We start from the raw sequence: 16,761 nt of genomic DNA on the forward strand, positions 1-16,761 counted from the left end.
CGCCACCCTCCGCCGAGGTGGACGTTGACCGGACGGCCTCGACCAGTGGCCGGCTCGATCCGAGATGGGGGGAATCCTGCCATCTGATGACAGTCAGGTGGCCCTCATCCAGATCAAAATCGGATAACGAGGGGTCGCGCTGTCCGCTATTCGGACTTATTCCGCGCCCCTGTCACTCTGCGCATAAGTATGCAGATCGGTCCGTGCCGTCCCCGGAGGCCCGCCGCCCCCGCCTCAGATGCCCCCGTTGACCACCGCGTTCTGCGCCGCGCCGGCGCCGACGTTCCACTTGGCCAGGATCTTGTCGTACTCGCCGCTGCGGATCAGCTGGTCGATCGCCCCGGCCAGCACGTCCCGCAGCGGCCCGTCGTCCTTGCGCACCGCGATCCCGTACGGGTTGGAGGTGGACTGCCCGCCGGTCACCTCGAAGCGGGCGCCGCCGTCGGTGGTCTTCGCCGCGTAGGCGGCCACCGGGTAGTCGTTCAGGCCGGCCGCGGCGGCGCCGGAGGCGACCTCGGCCAGCGCCTTGGTGTCGCTGTCCAGCTTGTGCGGGGTCAGCGGGCGGCCGGCCCGGGTGCAGACGCCGACCTGGCGGGTGACGATCTCGTCCTGGGTGGTGCCCTGCTGGAACGCGACGGTCTTGCCGCACAGGTCGTCCAGGCCCCTGATCCCCTTGGGGTTGCCCTTCGGGACGACGATCGAGGTGCCCGCGATGAAGTAGTCCACGAAGTCCACGCCCGGGCCGGTCGGCTTGCCGGTCTCGTCCACCGCGTCCCGGCGCCGGCGGGTGTCGCTGAGCGCGGACATCGCCACGTCGTACTGCTTGGCCTGGAGGTTCGGCACCAGCTTGTCGAAGGGGGTGTCGACGAACTCGACCCGCACGTCGAGGATCCGGCCCAGGGCGGCGGCGAGGTCCGGGTCGAGGCCGGTCGGCTTGCCGTCCGGGCCGCGGAACTCCACCGGGGCGTAGTTGACGTCCATGCCGACCCGCAGCGCGCCGGCCGACCGCTGGGCCTTCGGCAGCTTGCCGCGGAGGTCCTTGACCGGGTCGCCCGGGGCGGCCTGCCCGCCGCCGCAGCCGGTCAGCAGGAGGGCTCCGGCGGCGGCCAGGGCGGCGCCGGCCGGGACCGGACGGAGGGCGTGGCGGACGTGCGGCATGAGGGCGGCTCCTGAGGGAGGGAGGTGGGGCCGCCACGGTGTCGCACGGGTGTACGCGAAATGGCGGACAAGCGATCCTGCCATCCCGCCCTGCCGGGCCCGGCGGCGGGTGTGTCAGAATTCGGTACCGGGTGACCCCCGAACGCTCGAACCAGGCCGACGAGCCCCGACAGGCTCGGGGTGCCCGGGAACGGAAGTCCTCACGCGGCTCCGTATCCGGGGCACCGGATCCCCTTCGGCCTGTGTTCACTCCTGCGGGTGCGCGTGCGCTCATGCCGTTGCCGCCGCCGGAGCCCGGCGCTTCCGACGCCGGGCCCCTGTGACGCGACAGCGCGGCGATGAACCGTACGTGACGAGGACGAAAAGGCATAGGTGCGATGCCTTCCTCCGACCTACGCTCGGCCCGGAAGCACAACGCGGACAACACAGACCCCATACAACCCTCATCCGAGGGCGCCGCCCGACGGCAGCGCCCCGACCCCGACCCCGGGTCCGCTTCGGCGTACCCGGTTTCCGGTTTCCGGACGGGTCGCCCTGCCCGTCGGCCGCGCGTCCTCGCCAGATCAATGACGAAGAGGTCATCGTGGCAGCGGAGATCATTCACAGCAGCACCCAGGACACCGAGGATCCGGTCGACGCGGTCTTCGCGCTCCACCGCGGCGGGAAGATGGAGATCCGGGCGACCGTCCCGGTGCGCGACGCGGACGACCTGTCCCTCGCCTACACCCCCGGTGTCGCCCGGGTCTGCACGGCCATCGCCGAGCAGCCGGAGCTGGTCAACGACTACACCTGGAAGTCCAACACCGTCGCGGTGGTCACCGACGGCACCGCGGTGCTGGGCCTCGGCGACATCGGCCCGCAGGCCTCGCTGCCCGTGATGGAGGGCAAGGCCATCCTGTTCAAGCAGTTCGGCGGCGTGGACGCGGTGCCGATCGCGCTCGACTGCACCGGGGTCGACGAGATCGTCGAGACCGTGGTCCGGCTGGCGCCCTCCTTCGGCGGCGTCAACCTGGAGGACATCTCCGCGCCCCGCTGCTTCGAGATCGAGCGCCGGCTCCAGGAGGCCCTGGACATCCCGGTCTTCCACGACGACCAGCACGGCACCGCGATCGTCACCACCGCGGCCCTGTGGAACGCCGCCAAGGTGACGGGCCGTGAGATCGGCTCGCTGCGGGCCGTCATCTCCGGCGCCGGCGCGGCCGGCATCGCCATCGCCAAGATGCTGGTCGCGGCCGGCATCGGCGACGTGGCCGTCTGCGACCGCAAGGGCGTGGTGTACGAGGGCCGCGGCGACCTCACCGACGTCAAGGCCGAGATCGCCGGGCGGACCAACCGCACCGGCCTCAAGGGCTCGCTGGCCGACGCGATGGCCGGCGCCGACGTGTTCATCGGCGTCTCCGGCGGCACCGTGCCGGAGGAGGTCGTGGCGACCATGGCCGAGGGCGCGTTCGTCTTCGCGATGGCCAACCCCAACCCGGAGATCCACCCGGAGGTCGCCCACAAGTACGCCGCCGTGGTCGCCACCGGCCGCAGCGACTTCCCGAACCAGATCAACAACGTGCTGGCCTTCCCGGGCATCTTCGCGGGCGCCCTCCAGGTCCGCGCCTCCCGGATCACCGAGGGCATGAAGCTGGCCGCCGCCAAGGCGCTGGCGGGCGTCGTGGCCGACGAGCTGACGCCGCAGAAGGTCATCCCCTCGCCGTTCGACGAGCGGGTCGCGCCGGCGGTCACCAAGGCCGTCGCCGAGGCCGCCCGGGCGGAGGGCGTCGCCCGGATCTGACGAGGTGATCGGGGGAGCGCGCCCGCCACGGCGGCCGCTCCCCCGCGTCCCCCCGAGCGCCCGGAGGCGAGCGGGGGAGCAGCAGCCGGGACACGCGTCACACCTCCGCGTGGTTCCCGGCCCCGGCCGTCGCGGCTATCGTCCGGGGCATGTTCGCTGCCTACGCCGCACGTACCGACGCCGCCGACCCGCTGAGCGGGCTGGAGCTGGGCGACCTCCCCGAGCCGCAGGCCCGCCCCGGGTGGAGCGTGGTCACCGTCCGGGCCGCCAGCCTCAACCACCACGACCTGTGGTCGCTGCGCGGGGTCGGCCTGCCCGCCGAGCGGCTGCCGATGATCCTCGGCTGCGACGCCGCCGGCGTCGACGAGCACGGCAACGAGGTGGTCCTGCACTCGGTGATCGGCCAGAGCGGCCACGGGGTCGGCCCGGACGAGCCGCGGTCCATCCTGACCGAGCGTTACCAGGGCACCTTCGCCCAGCGGGTCGCGGTGCCCACCTGGAACCTGCTGCCCAAGCCCGCCGGGCTGAGCTTCGAGCAGGCCGCCTGCCTGCCCACCGCCTGGCTGACGGCCTACCGGATGCTGTTCACCAACGCCGGGGTCAGGCCCGGGGACACCGTCCTGGTGCAGGGGGCGGGCGGCGGCGTGGCGACCGCGCTGATCGTCCTCGGCAAGGCGGCCGGCCTGCGGGTCTGGGTCACCGGTCGGGACGAGGCCAAGCGGGCCCGGGCGGTGGAGCTCGGCGCCGACGCGGCCTTCGAGAGCGGCGCCCGGCTGCCCGAGCGGGTGGACGCGGTGCTGGAGACGGTCGGCGCCGCGACCTGGTCGCACTCGGTGAAGTCGCTGCGCCCGGGCGGCACCATCGTCATCTCGGGGGCCACCTCCGGCACCAACCCGAGCTCCGTCGAGCTGAACCGGATCTTCTTCCTGGAGCTCAGGGTGGTCGGCTCGACCATGGGCACCAAGGAGGAGCTGGCCGGGCTGCTCGCGTTCTGCGCCAACACCGGCGTCCGGCCGGTGATCGACTCGGTGCTGCCGCTGGCCGAGGCCCGGGACGGCTTCGCCCGGCTCGCCGAGGGCGACGTCTTCGGGAAGATCGTCCTCACTCCCTGACGGCACCCCGCTCCTGACGGAGCCCCACCCCCTGACGCCTGCCCGCGGGCGTGCGGCGGCCCGGTGCCTCCCGTGACGGGGGCACCGGGCCGCAGGAGCCGTTCCGGGCTCAGCCGAGCAGCCGCTTCAGCCGCTCGCCCGCGGCGCCCAGCACCGTACGGGCCTCGGCCAGCGTGTCCGCGTTCACCCCGCCGTCCCGGGCCGCGTCGCGGACCTGGTCGCGGAAGCGGTCGAGCAGCCGCTCCAGCTCGCGGGCCGGGTCCCCGGCCGGGTCGGTGGCGGCCCACGGCGGCAGGTCGGCCGGGGTGTCGGAGCCGTCCTTGTCCAGGTCGATCCTGGTCACGGTGACCCGCTCGGCGGGCTCGGCCGGAGGCTCCTCCGCGCCGTGGCCCCAGCGGGCCGCGTCGGCCAGGCCGGCCAGGCCCTTGGTCAGCTCGGACAGGCCCTCGGCCAGCCCGGTCGGCCAGTCGCCCTTCGCGGCGTGCTCGCGCACCTGCTGCTCGACCCGGCGCTTGATCCGCAGCGCCTCCTGCTGGGCCGCGGTGCGCGAGGCCTTGGCCTGCTCGCGCAGCCGTCGGGCCTCCGCCTCGGCGGCCTTCGCCTTGGCCTTGGCGGCCTTCTCCTGCTCCCGGGCGCGCTTGGCCTGCTCCTTGGCCTGCTGCTTGAACTGGGCGAACTCCTCCTTGGCGCGCTGCCAGGACTCGTTGTCGCCCCAGGGCCCGGCCCACGGGTCGCCGGGCTCGGTGCGCTCCGGCCCGGGCGCCTGCCGGGCGGCGTTCCACAGCTCCTCGCGCAGGTCCTTGGCGCTGTCCCGGACGTCCTCGCGGATCGCCCCGGCGAGCTGCGCCACGGAGTCCCGGATCTCCACCTCCAGCTCGTCCAACTCGACCTGCCGGGCTTCGAGTTCGGCGCGCCCGGCGTCGGTCAGCCGGTACACCTTGCGGCCGCCCTCGGTGCTGTGGGCGACCAGGCCCTCCTGCTCCAGCTTGGCCAGCCGCGGGTAGACCGTCCCGGCCGAGGGGGCGTACAGGCCCTGGAACCGCTCCTCCAGGAGCCGGATCACCTCGTAGCCGTGGCGCGGGGCCTCGTCCAGCAGCTTCAGCAGGTAGAGGCGGAGCCGGCCGTGGCCGAACACAGGGGTCATCTCAGGCCTCCTTGGTGAGGTTCGGGGTGCCCGGGCCGGCCGGGAGCTCCTTGACCACGACCGGGCCGTCCTCCTCCGCCTCGGGGCGGCGCAGCACGGTGACCGCGCCGGAGACGGTGGTGACGTGGAGGCTGCCGCGGCCCTCGCCGAGGCGGCCGGAGATCTTCTTGGCGCCCCAGGTGCTGCTCATCTGGAGCTCCTCGAAGGTGCTGGAGACGTCGCCGCTGGTGGAGCCGGCCTCGACGGTGGCGTCGGCCAGCGAGGGGATCCGGATCACGACGGCGCCGCTGACGGTGTTGACCTTGACGTCGGTCTCGCCGGCCACGTCGAGGTCCAGGGTGACGGCGCCGGTGACGGTGTTGGCCTGGACCCGGTCGGCGGTGCCGGCGATCACGGTGAGCTGCCCGGAGACGGTGTTGACCTTGAGCCGGCCGCCGACCGCGTGGGCGTCCACGTCACCGGTGACGGTGCCGGCCTCGATCTGGCCGGTCACCCCGGCGAGGGTGGTGTCGCCGTTGGCGCTCTGCACCGAGACGTGCCCGCTGACGCCGCTGACGGTGGTGTCGGCCGACACGGTGCCGACCTTGACCTCGACCTCGGTCGGGACGGTCACCGTCACGGCGGCGATCCGCTTGCGCTTGAAGGAGCCGAAGAGGTCCTTCACCGAGCCGACCGACTTGAGCCGGTCGCCGAACTCGCCCCAGCTGTGGATGTCCTTGTAGGTGACCGTCAGGACGCCGTCCACCAGGGTCACGTGCAGGGGCTCGCCGGCCAGCTCGGTGACCTCCAGGCGGGTCGGGCCGTCGGCCGCCACCACGTTCACCGTGCCCTCGATGGTCCGCACGTGCAGCGCGCGCACCGGCTCGTCGAAGGTGATCCTCTCGGTGCCCTCGACCGTCCACTGGCTCATGTCCGTCGCCTCCCGTTGTCGATCGCGATGTATCGCGTTCTCTTCTAAAGACGATATATCGCGTGCTGGCAGAGTCAAGCGCCCCGACCCCCGAACCCGACCCCGATCCGTCCCCGACCCGTCCCCGAGTCCTCCCCTACGAGGCCCCCGGGGTTCCGCATCCCTCCGCACCCTTCAGCGCCCTTCCGCACCCTTCCGCGCCCGGACACGCGGGAGGCCCGGGAGGCGGTTGCCTCCCGGGCCTCGCGGCGGCCGTCACCGGGTCACTCGTCGTCCTCGTCGTCGAGCCGCGCCAGCCAGGTGGCCAGCCGCTCGACCGGGACCTCGAAGTCCGGGTTGAGGTCGACGAAGGTGCGCAGCTGCTCGGCCAGCCACCCCAGGGTGACCTCCTCCTCGCCGCGCCGGTTCTCCAGCTCCTCGATGCCTCGGTCGGTGAAGTACACGGTTCGCTCCGGTCCGGTGGGGATTGACCTGGTCAGGATAGTCCGGGCCGGTCGGCCGTCGTACCGGTGGTGGCCCGGCGAACGCCCGCGGCCCCGCCCTCCCGGTGGGGAGGACGGGGCCGCGGGTGTGGAGAGCGTCGGGCTTCGGCTCGTCAGAGCGCGAAGACCTCCTCGACCAGCGCCTGCTGCTCGGCGGCGTGCCGCTTGGCCGAGCCGACCGCCGGGGACGAGGCGGCGGTACGGGCGACGCGGCGCAGACGGGCGTCGCCGCCGGTGCGGCCGATGACGACCTGGAGGTGGTCGACCAGGTTCATCGCGATGAACGGCCAGGCACCCTGGTTGGCCGGCTCCTCCTGCGCCCAGACGAACTGGACGTTGTCGCCGTAGCGGGCCAGCTCCTCCTGGAGCTCGGCCACCGGCAGCGGGTAGAGCCGCTCGACCCGGACGATCGCGGTGTCGGTGACGCCGCGCTCGGCGCGGGCCGCCGCCAGGTCGTAGTAGAACTTGCCGGCGGTGATGACCACCTTGCGGACCTGCGCCGGGTCGACGGTGGAGTCGCCGATGACCGGGCGGAACGAGCCGGACAGGAACTCCTCCGCCGCACTCGCCGCGGCCTTCAGACGCAGCATCGACTTCGGGGTGAAGACGACCAGCGGCTTGTGGTGCGGGTTGTGCGCCTGCCAGCGCAGCAGGTGGAAGTAGTTCGACGGCAGGGTCGGCATCGCGACCGTCATGTTGTCCTGCGCGCACATCTGCAGGAAACGCTCCGGACGGGCGGACGAGTGGTCCGGTCCCTGGCCCTCGTAGCCGTGCGGCAGCAGCAGGGTGACGCCGGAGTGCTGGCCCCACTTCTGCTCGGCGGAGGCGATGTACTCGTCCACCATGGTCTGCGCGCCGTTGACGAAGTCGCCGAACTGCGCCTCCCACATGACCAGCGCGTTCGGCCGGGTCAGCGAGTAGCCGTACTCGAAGCCCATGGCCGCGTACTCCGACAGCAGGCTGTCGTAGACGGTGTAGCGGGCCTGGTCCTCGGTGAGGTACTGCAGCGGGGTGTAGTCCTCGCCGGTCTTGCGGTCGATCAGGACGGCGTGCCGCTGGCCGAAGGTGCCGCGGCGGCTGTCCTGGCCGGCCAGGCGGACCGGGTGGCCCTCCATCAGCAGCGAGCCGATGGCGAGGGTCTCGCCCATCGCCCAGTCGATGGTGTTGTCCTCGACCGAGGCGGCGCGGCGCTGCAGCTGCGGCAGCAGGCGCGGGTGGACGGTCAGCCAGTCCGGGTGGTTGACCTGCGAGGCGGCGATCCGCTTGACCATCTCCTGGGAGATGCCGGTCTGGATGGAGACCGGGAAGTCGGCCTGCGGCTTGCCGGCGGTGGCGTCGGCCGGCGCCTGGGCCGCGTCGCGGACCTCGGCGAAGACCTTCTCCAGCTGGCCCTGGAAGTCCTGGAGCGCCTGCTCCGCCTCTTCCATGGTGATGTCGCCGCGACCGATCAGGCCCTCGGTGTACAGCTTGCGCACCGAGCGCTTCTTGTCGATCAGGTCGTACATCAGCGGCTGGGTGAACGACGGGTTGTCGGCCTCGTTGTGACCGCGGCGGCGGTAGCAGATGAGGTCGATCACCACGTCCTTGTGGAACGCCTGGCGGAACTCGAAGGCGAGCCGCGCGACGCGGACCACGGCCTCCGGGTCGTCGCCGTTCACGTGGAAGATCGGGGCCTCGATCATGCGGGCCACGTCGGTGCAGTACATCGAGGAGCGCGAGGACGCCGGGGCGGCGGTGAAGCCGACCTGGTTGTTCACCACGACGTGCACGGTGCCGCCGGTGCGGTAGCCGCGCAGCTGCGACATGTTCAGGGTCTCCGCGACGACGCCCTGGCCGGCGAAGGCCGCGTCGCCGTGGACCTGGATCGGCAGCACCGGGAAGGTGGTGCCGCCCTGGTCCAGGATGTCCTGCTTGGCGCGGGCGATGCCCTCGACGACCGGGTCGACCGTCTCCAGGTGGGAGGGGTTCGCGGCGAGCGAGACCTTGATGGTCTCGCCGTCCAGGCCGGTGAAGGTGCCCTCGGAGCCCAGGTGGTACTTGACGTCGCCGGAGCCGTGCATCGACTTCGGGTCGAGGTTGCCCTCGAACTCGCCGAAGATCTTGCCGTACGGCTTGCCGACGATGTTGGCCAGCACGTTCAGGCGGCCGCGGTGGGCCATGCCGATGACGGCCTCGTCGAGGCGGTGCTCGGCGGCGGAGTCGATGGTCGCGTCCAGCAGCGCGATCAGCGACTCACCGCCCTCCAGCGAGAAGCGCTTCTGGCCGACGTACTTGGTCTGCAGGAAGGTCTCGAAGGCCTCGGCCGAGTTCAGGCGGCGGAGGATCCGCAGCTGCTCCTCGCGCTCGGGCTTCGCGTACGGCTTCTCCAGGCGCTCCTGCAGCCACTTGCGCTGCTTCGGGTCCTGGATGTGCATGTACTCGATGCCGACGGTGCGGCAGTACGTGTTGCGCAGCAGGCCGAGGATGTCGCGGAGCTTCATCATCTTCTGGCCGCCGAAGCCGCCGACCGCGAACTCGCGCTCCAAGTCCCACAGGGTGAGGCCGTGGGTGGTGACGTCCAGGTCGGGGTGCTTGCGCTGCTTGTACTCCAGCGGGTCGGTGTCGGCCATGAGGTGGCCGCGGACCCGGTAGGAGTGGATCAGCTCCATGACGCGCGCGGTCTTGTTGACCTCGTCGTCGTGGGTGGTGGCGACGTCGGTGGCCCAGCGGACCGGCTCGTACGGGATCCGCAGCGACTCGAAGATCTCGTCGTAGAAGCCCTTTTCGCCGAGCAGCAGGCGGTGGATCTCGCGCAGGAACTCGCCGGACGCCGCGCCCTGGATGACGCGGTGGTCGTAGGTCGAGGTCAGCGTCATGATCTTGGAGACGCCCAGCCGGGACAGGGTCTCCGGGGCGGAGCCCTGGAACTCGGCCGGGTACTCCATGGCGCCGACGCCGACGATGGTGCCCTGGTTCTGCATCAGGCGCGGCACGGAGTGCACGGTGCCGATGCCGCCGGGGTTGGTCAGCGAGACCGTGACGCCGGTGAAGTCGTCCATGGTCAGCTTGTTGGCGCGGGCCCGGCGGACGATGTCCTCGTAGGCCTGCCAGAAGCCGAAGAAGTCGAGCGTCTCGGCCTTCTTGATGGCCGCGACGACCAGCTGGCGGTCGCCGTTCGGCTTGACCAGGTCGATGGCCAGGCCGAGGTTGACGTGCTCCGGCTTGACCAGGAAGGCCTTGCCGTTCTCCACCTTGTAGCTGTAGTTCATGCCCGGGGCGGCCTTGATGGCCTGGACCAGGGCGTAGCCGATCAGGTGGGTGAAGGAGACCTTGCCGCCGCGGGCGCGCTGCAGGTGGTTGTTGATGACGATGCGGTTGTCGATCAACAGCTTCGCCGGCACGGCGCGGACCGAGGTCGCGGTCGGCACCTCCAGCGAGGCGTCCATGTTGGTGGCGACGGCCTTGGCCGGGCCGCGGAGCTGGATCAGCTCGGGGCCGGCGGCGGCAGCGGGCTCGGCCGGCGCCGGGGCGGCGGCCTTGGGGGCCGGGGGCGCGGCGGGCGCGGCGGCGAGCGGAGCCGGGGCGGCGGCCGGAGCCGGAGCCGGGGCGGCCGGCGCCGGAGCGGCCGGAGCCGGAGCGGCGGCGGGCGCGGCCGGAGCAGCGGCTGCGACGGCGGGCGCGGGGGCAGCGGCAGGGGTCGGCGCGGGGCCGGCCTGGGTCGCGGCCTGGGTCACTGGGGTCACCTCGGTACCGGGCTTGTAGTCGGCGAAAAAGTCCCACCAGGCTCGGTCGACCGAGTTCGGGTCCTGGAGGTACTGCTGGTAGATCTCGTCGACGAGCCACTCATTGGGGCCGAAGCCAGTGGAGCTTGCCGAGCTGTTGGGGGTTTCAGGGGACTGTGGCGACACGGCGGCAACCGCCCTCTTCCGCTTCCTTTTGGGATGTTTGGACAGCGGGGATTAAGGCTACGCCCCTGACCAGTGATCGCGCAGTCCCCGGGGCCCAGGCGTCGCCCAGATCACAGTGCTGACCTGCACTTTGGCTGAAAAAGTGCGTTAGAAAGCCGTATCTGAGGGGAACCGATCAGCGCCGAACAGGGGGCATACCGGGGCCAAAGCGGACAAAAACCCGGCCAAATCCTCTAACGATCTTCGTAGACCGCTGTGTCGGATCTGTGACAAATGTCCCGACCGTCGCTCTGACGCCGTGCGGGCAGCCGGACCTCGATCCGGCAGCCGCGCGGGGACTCGGCCACCGCGATCCGTCCGCCGTGCAGGTCCACCGCCCAGCGGGCGATGGCCAGGCCCAGTCCGGTGCCGCCGTCCGAGCCCGGTCCGGCGGCGGTCGCGGTGCCGCTGCGGCTGAACCGCTCGAAGACCCGGGAGCGGTCGGCCGGCGGGATGCCGGGGCCCTCGTCCTCGACCTCCAGCAGCAGGCCGCCCTCCTCGCCCTCCGGCCTCGCCCGCACCGTCACGGTGCCGCCGGGCGGGGAGTGCTTGCAGGCGTTGTCGACCAGGTTGGCGACCACCTGGTGGAGCCGTTCCGGGTCCGCCACGCCGGTCAGGCCGGTCGGGCTGACCTCCAGGGCCAGCCGGACGTCCCCGCGCCGGGAGAAGGCGCCGCCGGCCGTCGCGCCGTCCACGGTGACCCCGCGCAGCACGCCGTCCAGGAACTCGCGCACCTCGAAGGGGCGGGCGTCCAGGGCGACCACGCCGTCGTCGATCTTGGAGAGGTCGAGCAGGTGGGTGACCAGGCGGCCGAGCCGCTCGGTCTGCTCCAGGGCCGCCCCCAGGGTGGCCGGATTGGGCTGGACGACGCCGTCCACCACGTTCTCCAGGACGGCGCGCAGCGCGGCGATCGGTGTGCGCAGTTCGTGCGAGACGTTGGCGACCAGCTCGCGGCGGTGCCGGTCGGCGGCCTGGAGGTCGGCGGCCATGGCGTTGAAGGCGGCCGCCAGCTCGCCGATCTCGTCGCGAGAGTTCACCTCGACCCGGCGGCTGTAGTCGCCGGAGGCCATCGCGCGGGCGGCGGCCGTCATCTCGCGCAGGGGGGCGGTCAGCCCGTGCGCGAGGAACTGCATGAAGAGCAGTGAGGCGATCATGGAGAAGACCATGATGATCCGGATCTGCGTCTCGGACCGGATCGCCACGACCACCATCCCGGTGGCCAGGCACACGGAGACGATCACGAGCAGGGTGAGCTTGCCCTTGATCGAGCGGACCGGGTCGAGCGGCCGGATGTCGGCCCAGACCCGGCGGGCGGCACGGGCGGCCAGGTTCTGCGGCCGCGTGTCGGCGGATTCCCCGTTGCGTTGCTGTGGAAAGGTCATCGGTTCCTTGTGGTCCCCGCGGTGTCGGCCCGCGTGGTGGCACGGCGTCGTCCGGGCTGCGGGCCCCCCGGTGGCCCGTCGCCCTGGGAGGCCCTAGGAGAGCGGGGCCTCCAGCGCGTATCCGACACCGTGGACGGTGCGGATCCAGCTGGCGCCGATCTTCCGGCGCAGCGCCTTGACGTGGCTGTCCACCGTGCGGGTGCCGGAGGCGTCGGTCCAGTCCCAGACCTCGGCCAGCAGCTGCTCGCGGGTGAGCACGGCGCGCGGCTGGGCGGCCAGGCAGGCGAGCAGGTCGAACTCGGTCGGCGTCAGGTGGACGTCGCCCGAGGCCAGCCGGACCCGGCGCTGCACGTGGTCGATCTCCAGCTCGCCGAACCGCAGGCTGCCCAGCGCGGGCGTGCGGGCGGCCTGCTGGGCGCGCTCGACGCGGCGCAGCAGGACGTTGACGCGGGCGGCCAGTTCGCGCATCGAGAACGGCTTGGTCATGTAGTCGTCCGCGCCGACACCGAGGCCGACCAGCAGGTCCGTCTCGTCGTCGCGGGCGGTCAGCATCAGCACCGGCACCGGGCGCTGGGCCTGGATCCGGCGGCACACCTCCAGGCCGTCGAAGCCGGGCAGCATGATGTCGAGGACCACCAGGTCCGGCTGCCAGGTGTGGAAGCCGTCGACCGCGCCGGGGCCGTCGTGGGCCACGGCGACCTTGAAGCCCTCGGCGCCCAGCCGGGCGGCGATCGACTCGGCGATCGTGGGCTCGTCCTCCACCACCAGGACTCTGCGCTGGCTGCTCACAGTGCCGCCGGCGTTGTGGTTGTCCTGCTGAATCTCTGTCACGGTCACGCCACCGCCCCCAGGGCTGCGGGCCGGCCACCTGTGGGGATGGCGGGGCTCCGCTCGTAGTCTTGTTCCGTCGTGGACTGTGCCGGGTCCGCCGTCCCGTCGCGCGATCGGGAGCCGAGGACGGATGGTCGGCCGCCCACTTCTCCCGCGCACTTCGCAGCGTACGGACAGCGGATGCTTCCCGGCAGGTGGACCGGACGTTTCCGGCCCGTGGGCCGGCTGTCGGGCCGCCCTCGGACCCACTGCACGAGTGGGCACGGGCCGATACCTTACCCGTCGAATTTTCTCTGCGTAACGGTACGTATGCAGTGCAGTTGACGCCAAGTCGCCGGTCAGAGGCCCTGGTGCCCCGTTTATGGGGAGAAGGTCTGGACCAATGTCGGGAATCCGGCGGTCCGCTACGGCGACGGTCTTCACGGGCTTCTTTCAGGTGCCTCTCAGAACCTCGACGTACCGTGGCCAGGTGAGCGCCCGGCCGGGCGGAATCCGCGGCGCGCGCCGGTACGTTGGGCATCCGGCGGGGAGCCGGTGGCTGCGGCGTGGAGCGGAGGCGGCATGGCGGGACTCGGGCGGGGTGCCGACGGGTACGGGAGTGCGGGGGCGCCGTACGGAATGCTCCGCCTCGGGCTGCGCACCGGCGTCCTGGAATGGCTGCTGGAACGGGTGCCGACGCCCCGGAGAACGCCCTTCACGCTCGGGTACCTCGCCGTCGTGGGAGCCACCACGACCTTCGCCCGGCTCGCCGATCCGGAACTCGTCCAGCGTCTGCAGGAGGCCTCCAGTTCGGACGGCCACAACCTGCTCCAGCATCCTTTGCGCGCCCTTGTGCTGAGCGGGTTCTGGGTGGCCGGCGAGGTGTGGATGCCGTACCTGTGGGGATTCGCCCTCACCCTCGCCCCGCTGGAGCGCAGGGTCGGCCCGGCCCGGGCCGCGGCGGTGTTCGCGGCCGGGCATGTCGCGGCGACGCTGCTCTCCCAGGGCGTGGTGATCACCGCGGTGGAGACCGGACGGATGGCGCCCGAGGCGATGGACTACCTGGACATCGGGGTCAGCTACGGCGTGCTCGCCTGCCTGGGCGCGGTGGCCGGGCTGCTCTCCTGGCGCGGGCGGCTGCTCGCGCTGGGCGGCGCCGGGCTGATGATCGCCGAGCAGATCGCCACCGACAAGGACGTGATCACCGGGGTGGGGCACCCGGCCGCGGTGCTGACCGGGGTCGCGCTGTGGCGCTGGCTGCGCCGGGCCGAGCGGCGCCCGCCCCGGCCGCGCCCGGCCGCCGCGACGGCCGCGGGCGGCGCGCCCGCGCGGGTGCGTGCGGCGCGCTGACGCCGTCGCCCGGTCGGACCTCCCCGGACTCGCGGGGCTCCCCGTCGGGACTTTTCGAGGCGTGTCCGGTGCTCTTTTGACGAAGTCGGGTGCCGCGCTTTCCCTGCCGATTCCTGTTCGCTCACGGCGAACAGGGGGCCGGGAACATCCGACGCCCGTAAAGCCTTAGTCAGGTCGACTCAAGTTCACTGACTGGGGAGAGATCATGGCATCGACGTCCACACCGCTCACCCTGCCCGTGCTGCCGCTCGACGACGAGGTCGTCCTGCCGGGCATGGTCGTCCCGCTGGACCTGAAGGACACCGAGGTGCGCGCCGCCGTCGAGGCCGCCCGGGCCGCCGCCACCGGCGCCGGCAAGCCGCAGGTCCTGCTGGTCCCGCGGGTGGACGGCTCGTACGCGGCGGCCGGCACGCTGGCCACCGTGGAGCAGGTCGGCCGGCTGGCCGACGGGGAGCCGGCCGCGCTGGTGCGCGCCGTGCGCCGGGTCCGGATCGGGGTCGGCACCACCGGCCCCGGCGCCGCCCTCTGGGTGGAGACCACGCCGTTCACGGAGTCCTCGGTGGGCACCCCGGTGGCCGGCCGGGCCGCCGAGCTGGTCAAGGAGTACAAGGCGCTGTCCACCCAGTGGCTGCGCAGGCGCGGCGCCTGGCAGATCGTCGACCGGGTGGCGCAGATCGAGGGCGTCGGCGAGCTCGCCGACAACATCGGCTACGCGCCCTTCGCCACCGCCGAGCAGAAGCTCAAGGTGCTGCTGGAGGCCGACCAGGTCGCCCGCCTGGAGTACGCGCTCGCCCTGCTGCGCGACCACCTCGCCGAGGAGGAGGTCAACGACACCATCCGCAAGGACGTCGAGGAGGGCGTGGCCAAGCAGCAGAAGGAGTTCCTGCTCCGCCGCCAGCTGGAGGCCGTCCGCAAGGAGCTGGCCGAGCTGAACGGCGACCCGGCCGACGAGGAGGGCGACTACCGCGCCCGGGTCGAGGCCGCCGACCTGCCGGAGAAGGTCCGCGAGGCCGCGCTCAAGGAGGTCGACAAGCTGGAGCGCTCCTCCGACCAGTCGCCCGAGGGCTCCTGGATCCGCACCTGGCTGGACACCGTCCTGGAGCTGCCCTGGAACGAGCGCACCGAGGACGCGTACGACATCGCCGGCGCCCGCGCGGTGCTGGACGCCGACCACGCCGGCCTGGCCGACGTGAAGGAGCGGATCGTCGAGTACCTGGCCGTCCGCAAGCGCCGGGCCGACCAGGGCCTCGGGCTGATCGGCGGCCGCCGCGGGGGAGCGGTGCTGGCCCTGGTCGGGCCGCCCGGAACGGGAAAGACCTCGCTCGGAGAATCGGTGGCCCGCGCCATGGGCCGGAAGTTCGTCCGGGTCGCGCTCGGCGGCGTCCGGGACGAGGCGGAGATCCGCGGCCACCGGCGCACCTACGTCGGCGCGCTGCCCGGCCGGCTGGTGCGGGCGATCAAGGAGGCCGGCTCGATGAACCCGGTCGTCCTGCTCGACGAGATCGACAAGGTCGGCTCCGACTACCGGGGCGACCCGGCCGCCGCCCTGCTGGAGGTGCTGGACCCGGCGCAGAACCACACCTTCCGGGACCACTACCTGGAGGTCGAGCTCGACCTCTCCGACGTCGTCTTCCTCGCCACCGCCAACGTGCTGGAGTCCATCCCCGGGCCGCTGCTCGACCGGATGGAGCTGGTCCGGCTGGACGGCTACACCGAGGACGAGAAGGTCGTCATCGCCCGCGACCACCTGCTCCCGCGCCAGCTGGAGAAGGCCGGTCTGGGCGGCGGGCAGGTCACCGTGGACGAGCCGGCGCTGCGCAGGCTCGCCGGGGAGTACACCCGGGAGGCGGGCGTCCGCACCCTGGAGCGCTCGATCGCCCGGGTGCTGCGCAAGATCGCCGCACAGGCCGAGCTGGGCGAGCGCGAGCTGCCCGCCGCGGTCGGCGCCGAGGACCTGCGCGCCCTGATCGGCCGGCCGCACCACGTGCCGGAGTCCGCCCAGGAGCCGGCCGAGCGCCGTACCGCCGTCCCCGGCGTGGCCACCGGCCTCGCGGTGACCGGCGCCGGCGGCGACGTCCTCTACATCGAGGCCTCGCTGGCCGACGCCGAGACCGGCGGCACCGGGCTGACCCTCACCGGGCAGCTGGGCGACGTCATGAAGGAGTCCGCGCACATCGCGCTCTCCTACCTGCGCTCGCGCGGCGCCGAGCTGGAGCTGCCGGTCACCTCGCTGCGCGACCGCGGCGTGCACCTGCACATCCCGGCCGGGGCCATCCCCAAGGACGGGCCGAGCGCCGGCATCACCATGACCACGGCGCTGGCCTCGCTGCTCTCCGGGCGCAAGGTGCGCACCGACGTGGCGATGACCGGCGAGGTGTCGCTGACCGGGCGGGTGCTGCCGATCGGCGGGGTGAAGCAGAAGCTGCTCGCCGCCGACCGGGCCGGGGTCACCACGGTGATCATCCCCAGGCGCAACGAGGCCGACCTGGACGACGTCCCGGCCGAGGTGCTGGAGCGGCTCACCGTCCACCCGGTGGCGGACGTCCGGGAGGTGCTGGAGCTGGCGCTGGAGCCGGCCGGGGCCGCGGTGCTGGTCGCCGCCTGACCGGCTCGCCCCGGCCGCCGCTCCGGCCGCCGCCCGGGCCGCCCGAGCGGCGGTCCGGGCGGCCCGTCGGCACCCCGCGGGGCCGCGGCGATCTGCGGGGCC

11 protein-coding genes are annotated in these 16,761 nt (G+C 72.6%); 4 read left to right on the forward strand and 7 right to left on the reverse strand.

Annotated elements, in window-relative coordinates:
• Positions 1-234 precede the first annotated feature (234 nt).
• Positions 235-1,158 (reverse strand): ABC transporter substrate-binding protein, encoded by a 924-nt coding sequence (locus tag ACFVU7_RS06935; protein ID WP_380744766.1) that lies wholly within the window; start codon positions 1,156-1,158, stop codon positions 235-237.
• A 583-nt stretch (positions 1,159-1,741) separates the two neighbouring features.
• Between ACFVU7_RS06935 and ACFVU7_RS06940 the strand changes: the two genes are divergently transcribed.
• Both ACFVU7_RS06940 and ACFVU7_RS06945 read left to right on the forward strand, forming a co-directional pair.
• On the forward strand, positions 1,742-2,938 hold the full coding sequence (locus ACFVU7_RS06940; RefSeq protein ID WP_049649441.1) for an NADP-dependent malic enzyme: 1,197 nt from the start codon (positions 1,742-1,744) through the stop codon (positions 2,936-2,938).
• Positions 2,939-3,087: 149 nt separating this feature from the next.
• The gene (locus ACFVU7_RS06945; protein ID WP_074001424.1) at positions 3,088-4,050 is read left to right on the forward strand and encodes a zinc-binding dehydrogenase; all 963 of its coding nucleotides are present in this window, start codon (positions 3,088-3,090) and stop codon (positions 4,048-4,050) included.
• A gap of 109 nt (positions 4,051-4,159) precedes the next feature.
• Here ACFVU7_RS06945 and ACFVU7_RS06950 read toward each other — a convergent pair whose 3' ends face one another.
• From ACFVU7_RS06950 to ACFVU7_RS06975, 6 genes are all read right to left on the reverse strand, one after another.
• Positions 4,160-5,194 (reverse strand): PadR family transcriptional regulator, encoded by a 1,035-nt coding sequence (locus ACFVU7_RS06950; RefSeq protein WP_049649443.1) that lies wholly within the window; start codon positions 5,192-5,194, stop codon positions 4,160-4,162.
• Between the two features lies 1 nt (position 5,195).
• Complete coding sequence (locus tag ACFVU7_RS06955; RefSeq protein ID WP_074001425.1) at positions 5,196-6,104, reverse strand: DUF4097 family beta strand repeat-containing protein; 909 nt, start codon at positions 6,102-6,104, stop codon at positions 5,196-5,198.
• 263 nt (positions 6,105-6,367) lie between these two features.
• Positions 6,368-6,547 (reverse strand): DUF6104 family protein, encoded by a 180-nt coding sequence (locus ACFVU7_RS06960; RefSeq protein WP_049649445.1) that lies wholly within the window; start codon positions 6,545-6,547, stop codon positions 6,368-6,370.
• Between the two features lie 152 nt (positions 6,548-6,699).
• A complete protein-coding gene (locus ACFVU7_RS06965; protein WP_074001426.1) occupies positions 6,700-10,473 on the reverse strand; it encodes a multifunctional oxoglutarate decarboxylase/oxoglutarate dehydrogenase thiamine pyrophosphate-binding subunit/dihydrolipoyllysine-residue succinyltransferase subunit in 3,774 nt (1,257 codons plus the stop codon).
• A gap of 233 nt (positions 10,474-10,706) precedes the next feature.
• Positions 10,707-11,894, reverse strand: coding sequence for a cell wall metabolism sensor histidine kinase WalK (locus tag ACFVU7_RS06970; protein ID WP_082346227.1), 1,188 nt, complete (start codon positions 11,892-11,894; stop codon positions 10,707-10,709).
• 93 nt (positions 11,895-11,987) lie between these two features.
• A complete protein-coding gene (locus ACFVU7_RS06975; protein ID WP_181970677.1) occupies positions 11,988-12,725 on the reverse strand; it encodes a response regulator transcription factor in 738 nt (245 codons plus the stop codon).
• A gap of 561 nt (positions 12,726-13,286) precedes the next feature.
• On the opposite strand from ACFVU7_RS06975, the gene ACFVU7_RS06980 reads away from it, so the two are divergent.
• The gene (locus ACFVU7_RS06980) at positions 13,287-14,054 is read left to right on the forward strand and encodes a rhomboid-like protein (RefSeq protein WP_143204494.1); all 768 of its coding nucleotides are present in this window, start codon (positions 13,287-13,289) and stop codon (positions 14,052-14,054) included.
• A 205-nt stretch (positions 14,055-14,259) separates the two neighbouring features.
• Positions 14,260-16,659: an endopeptidase La gene (gene lon, locus ACFVU7_RS06985; RefSeq protein ID WP_049660270.1), complete on the forward strand. Its 2,400-nt coding sequence runs from the start codon at positions 14,260-14,262 to the stop codon at positions 16,657-16,659.
• The last annotated feature ends 102 nt before the right edge of the window (positions 16,660-16,761 follow it).

Origin of the sequence: Kitasatospora sp. NPDC058046, assembly GCF_042885595.1 — a bacterium.
GTDB lineage: Bacteria > Actinomycetota > Actinomycetes > Streptomycetales > Streptomycetaceae > Kitasatospora.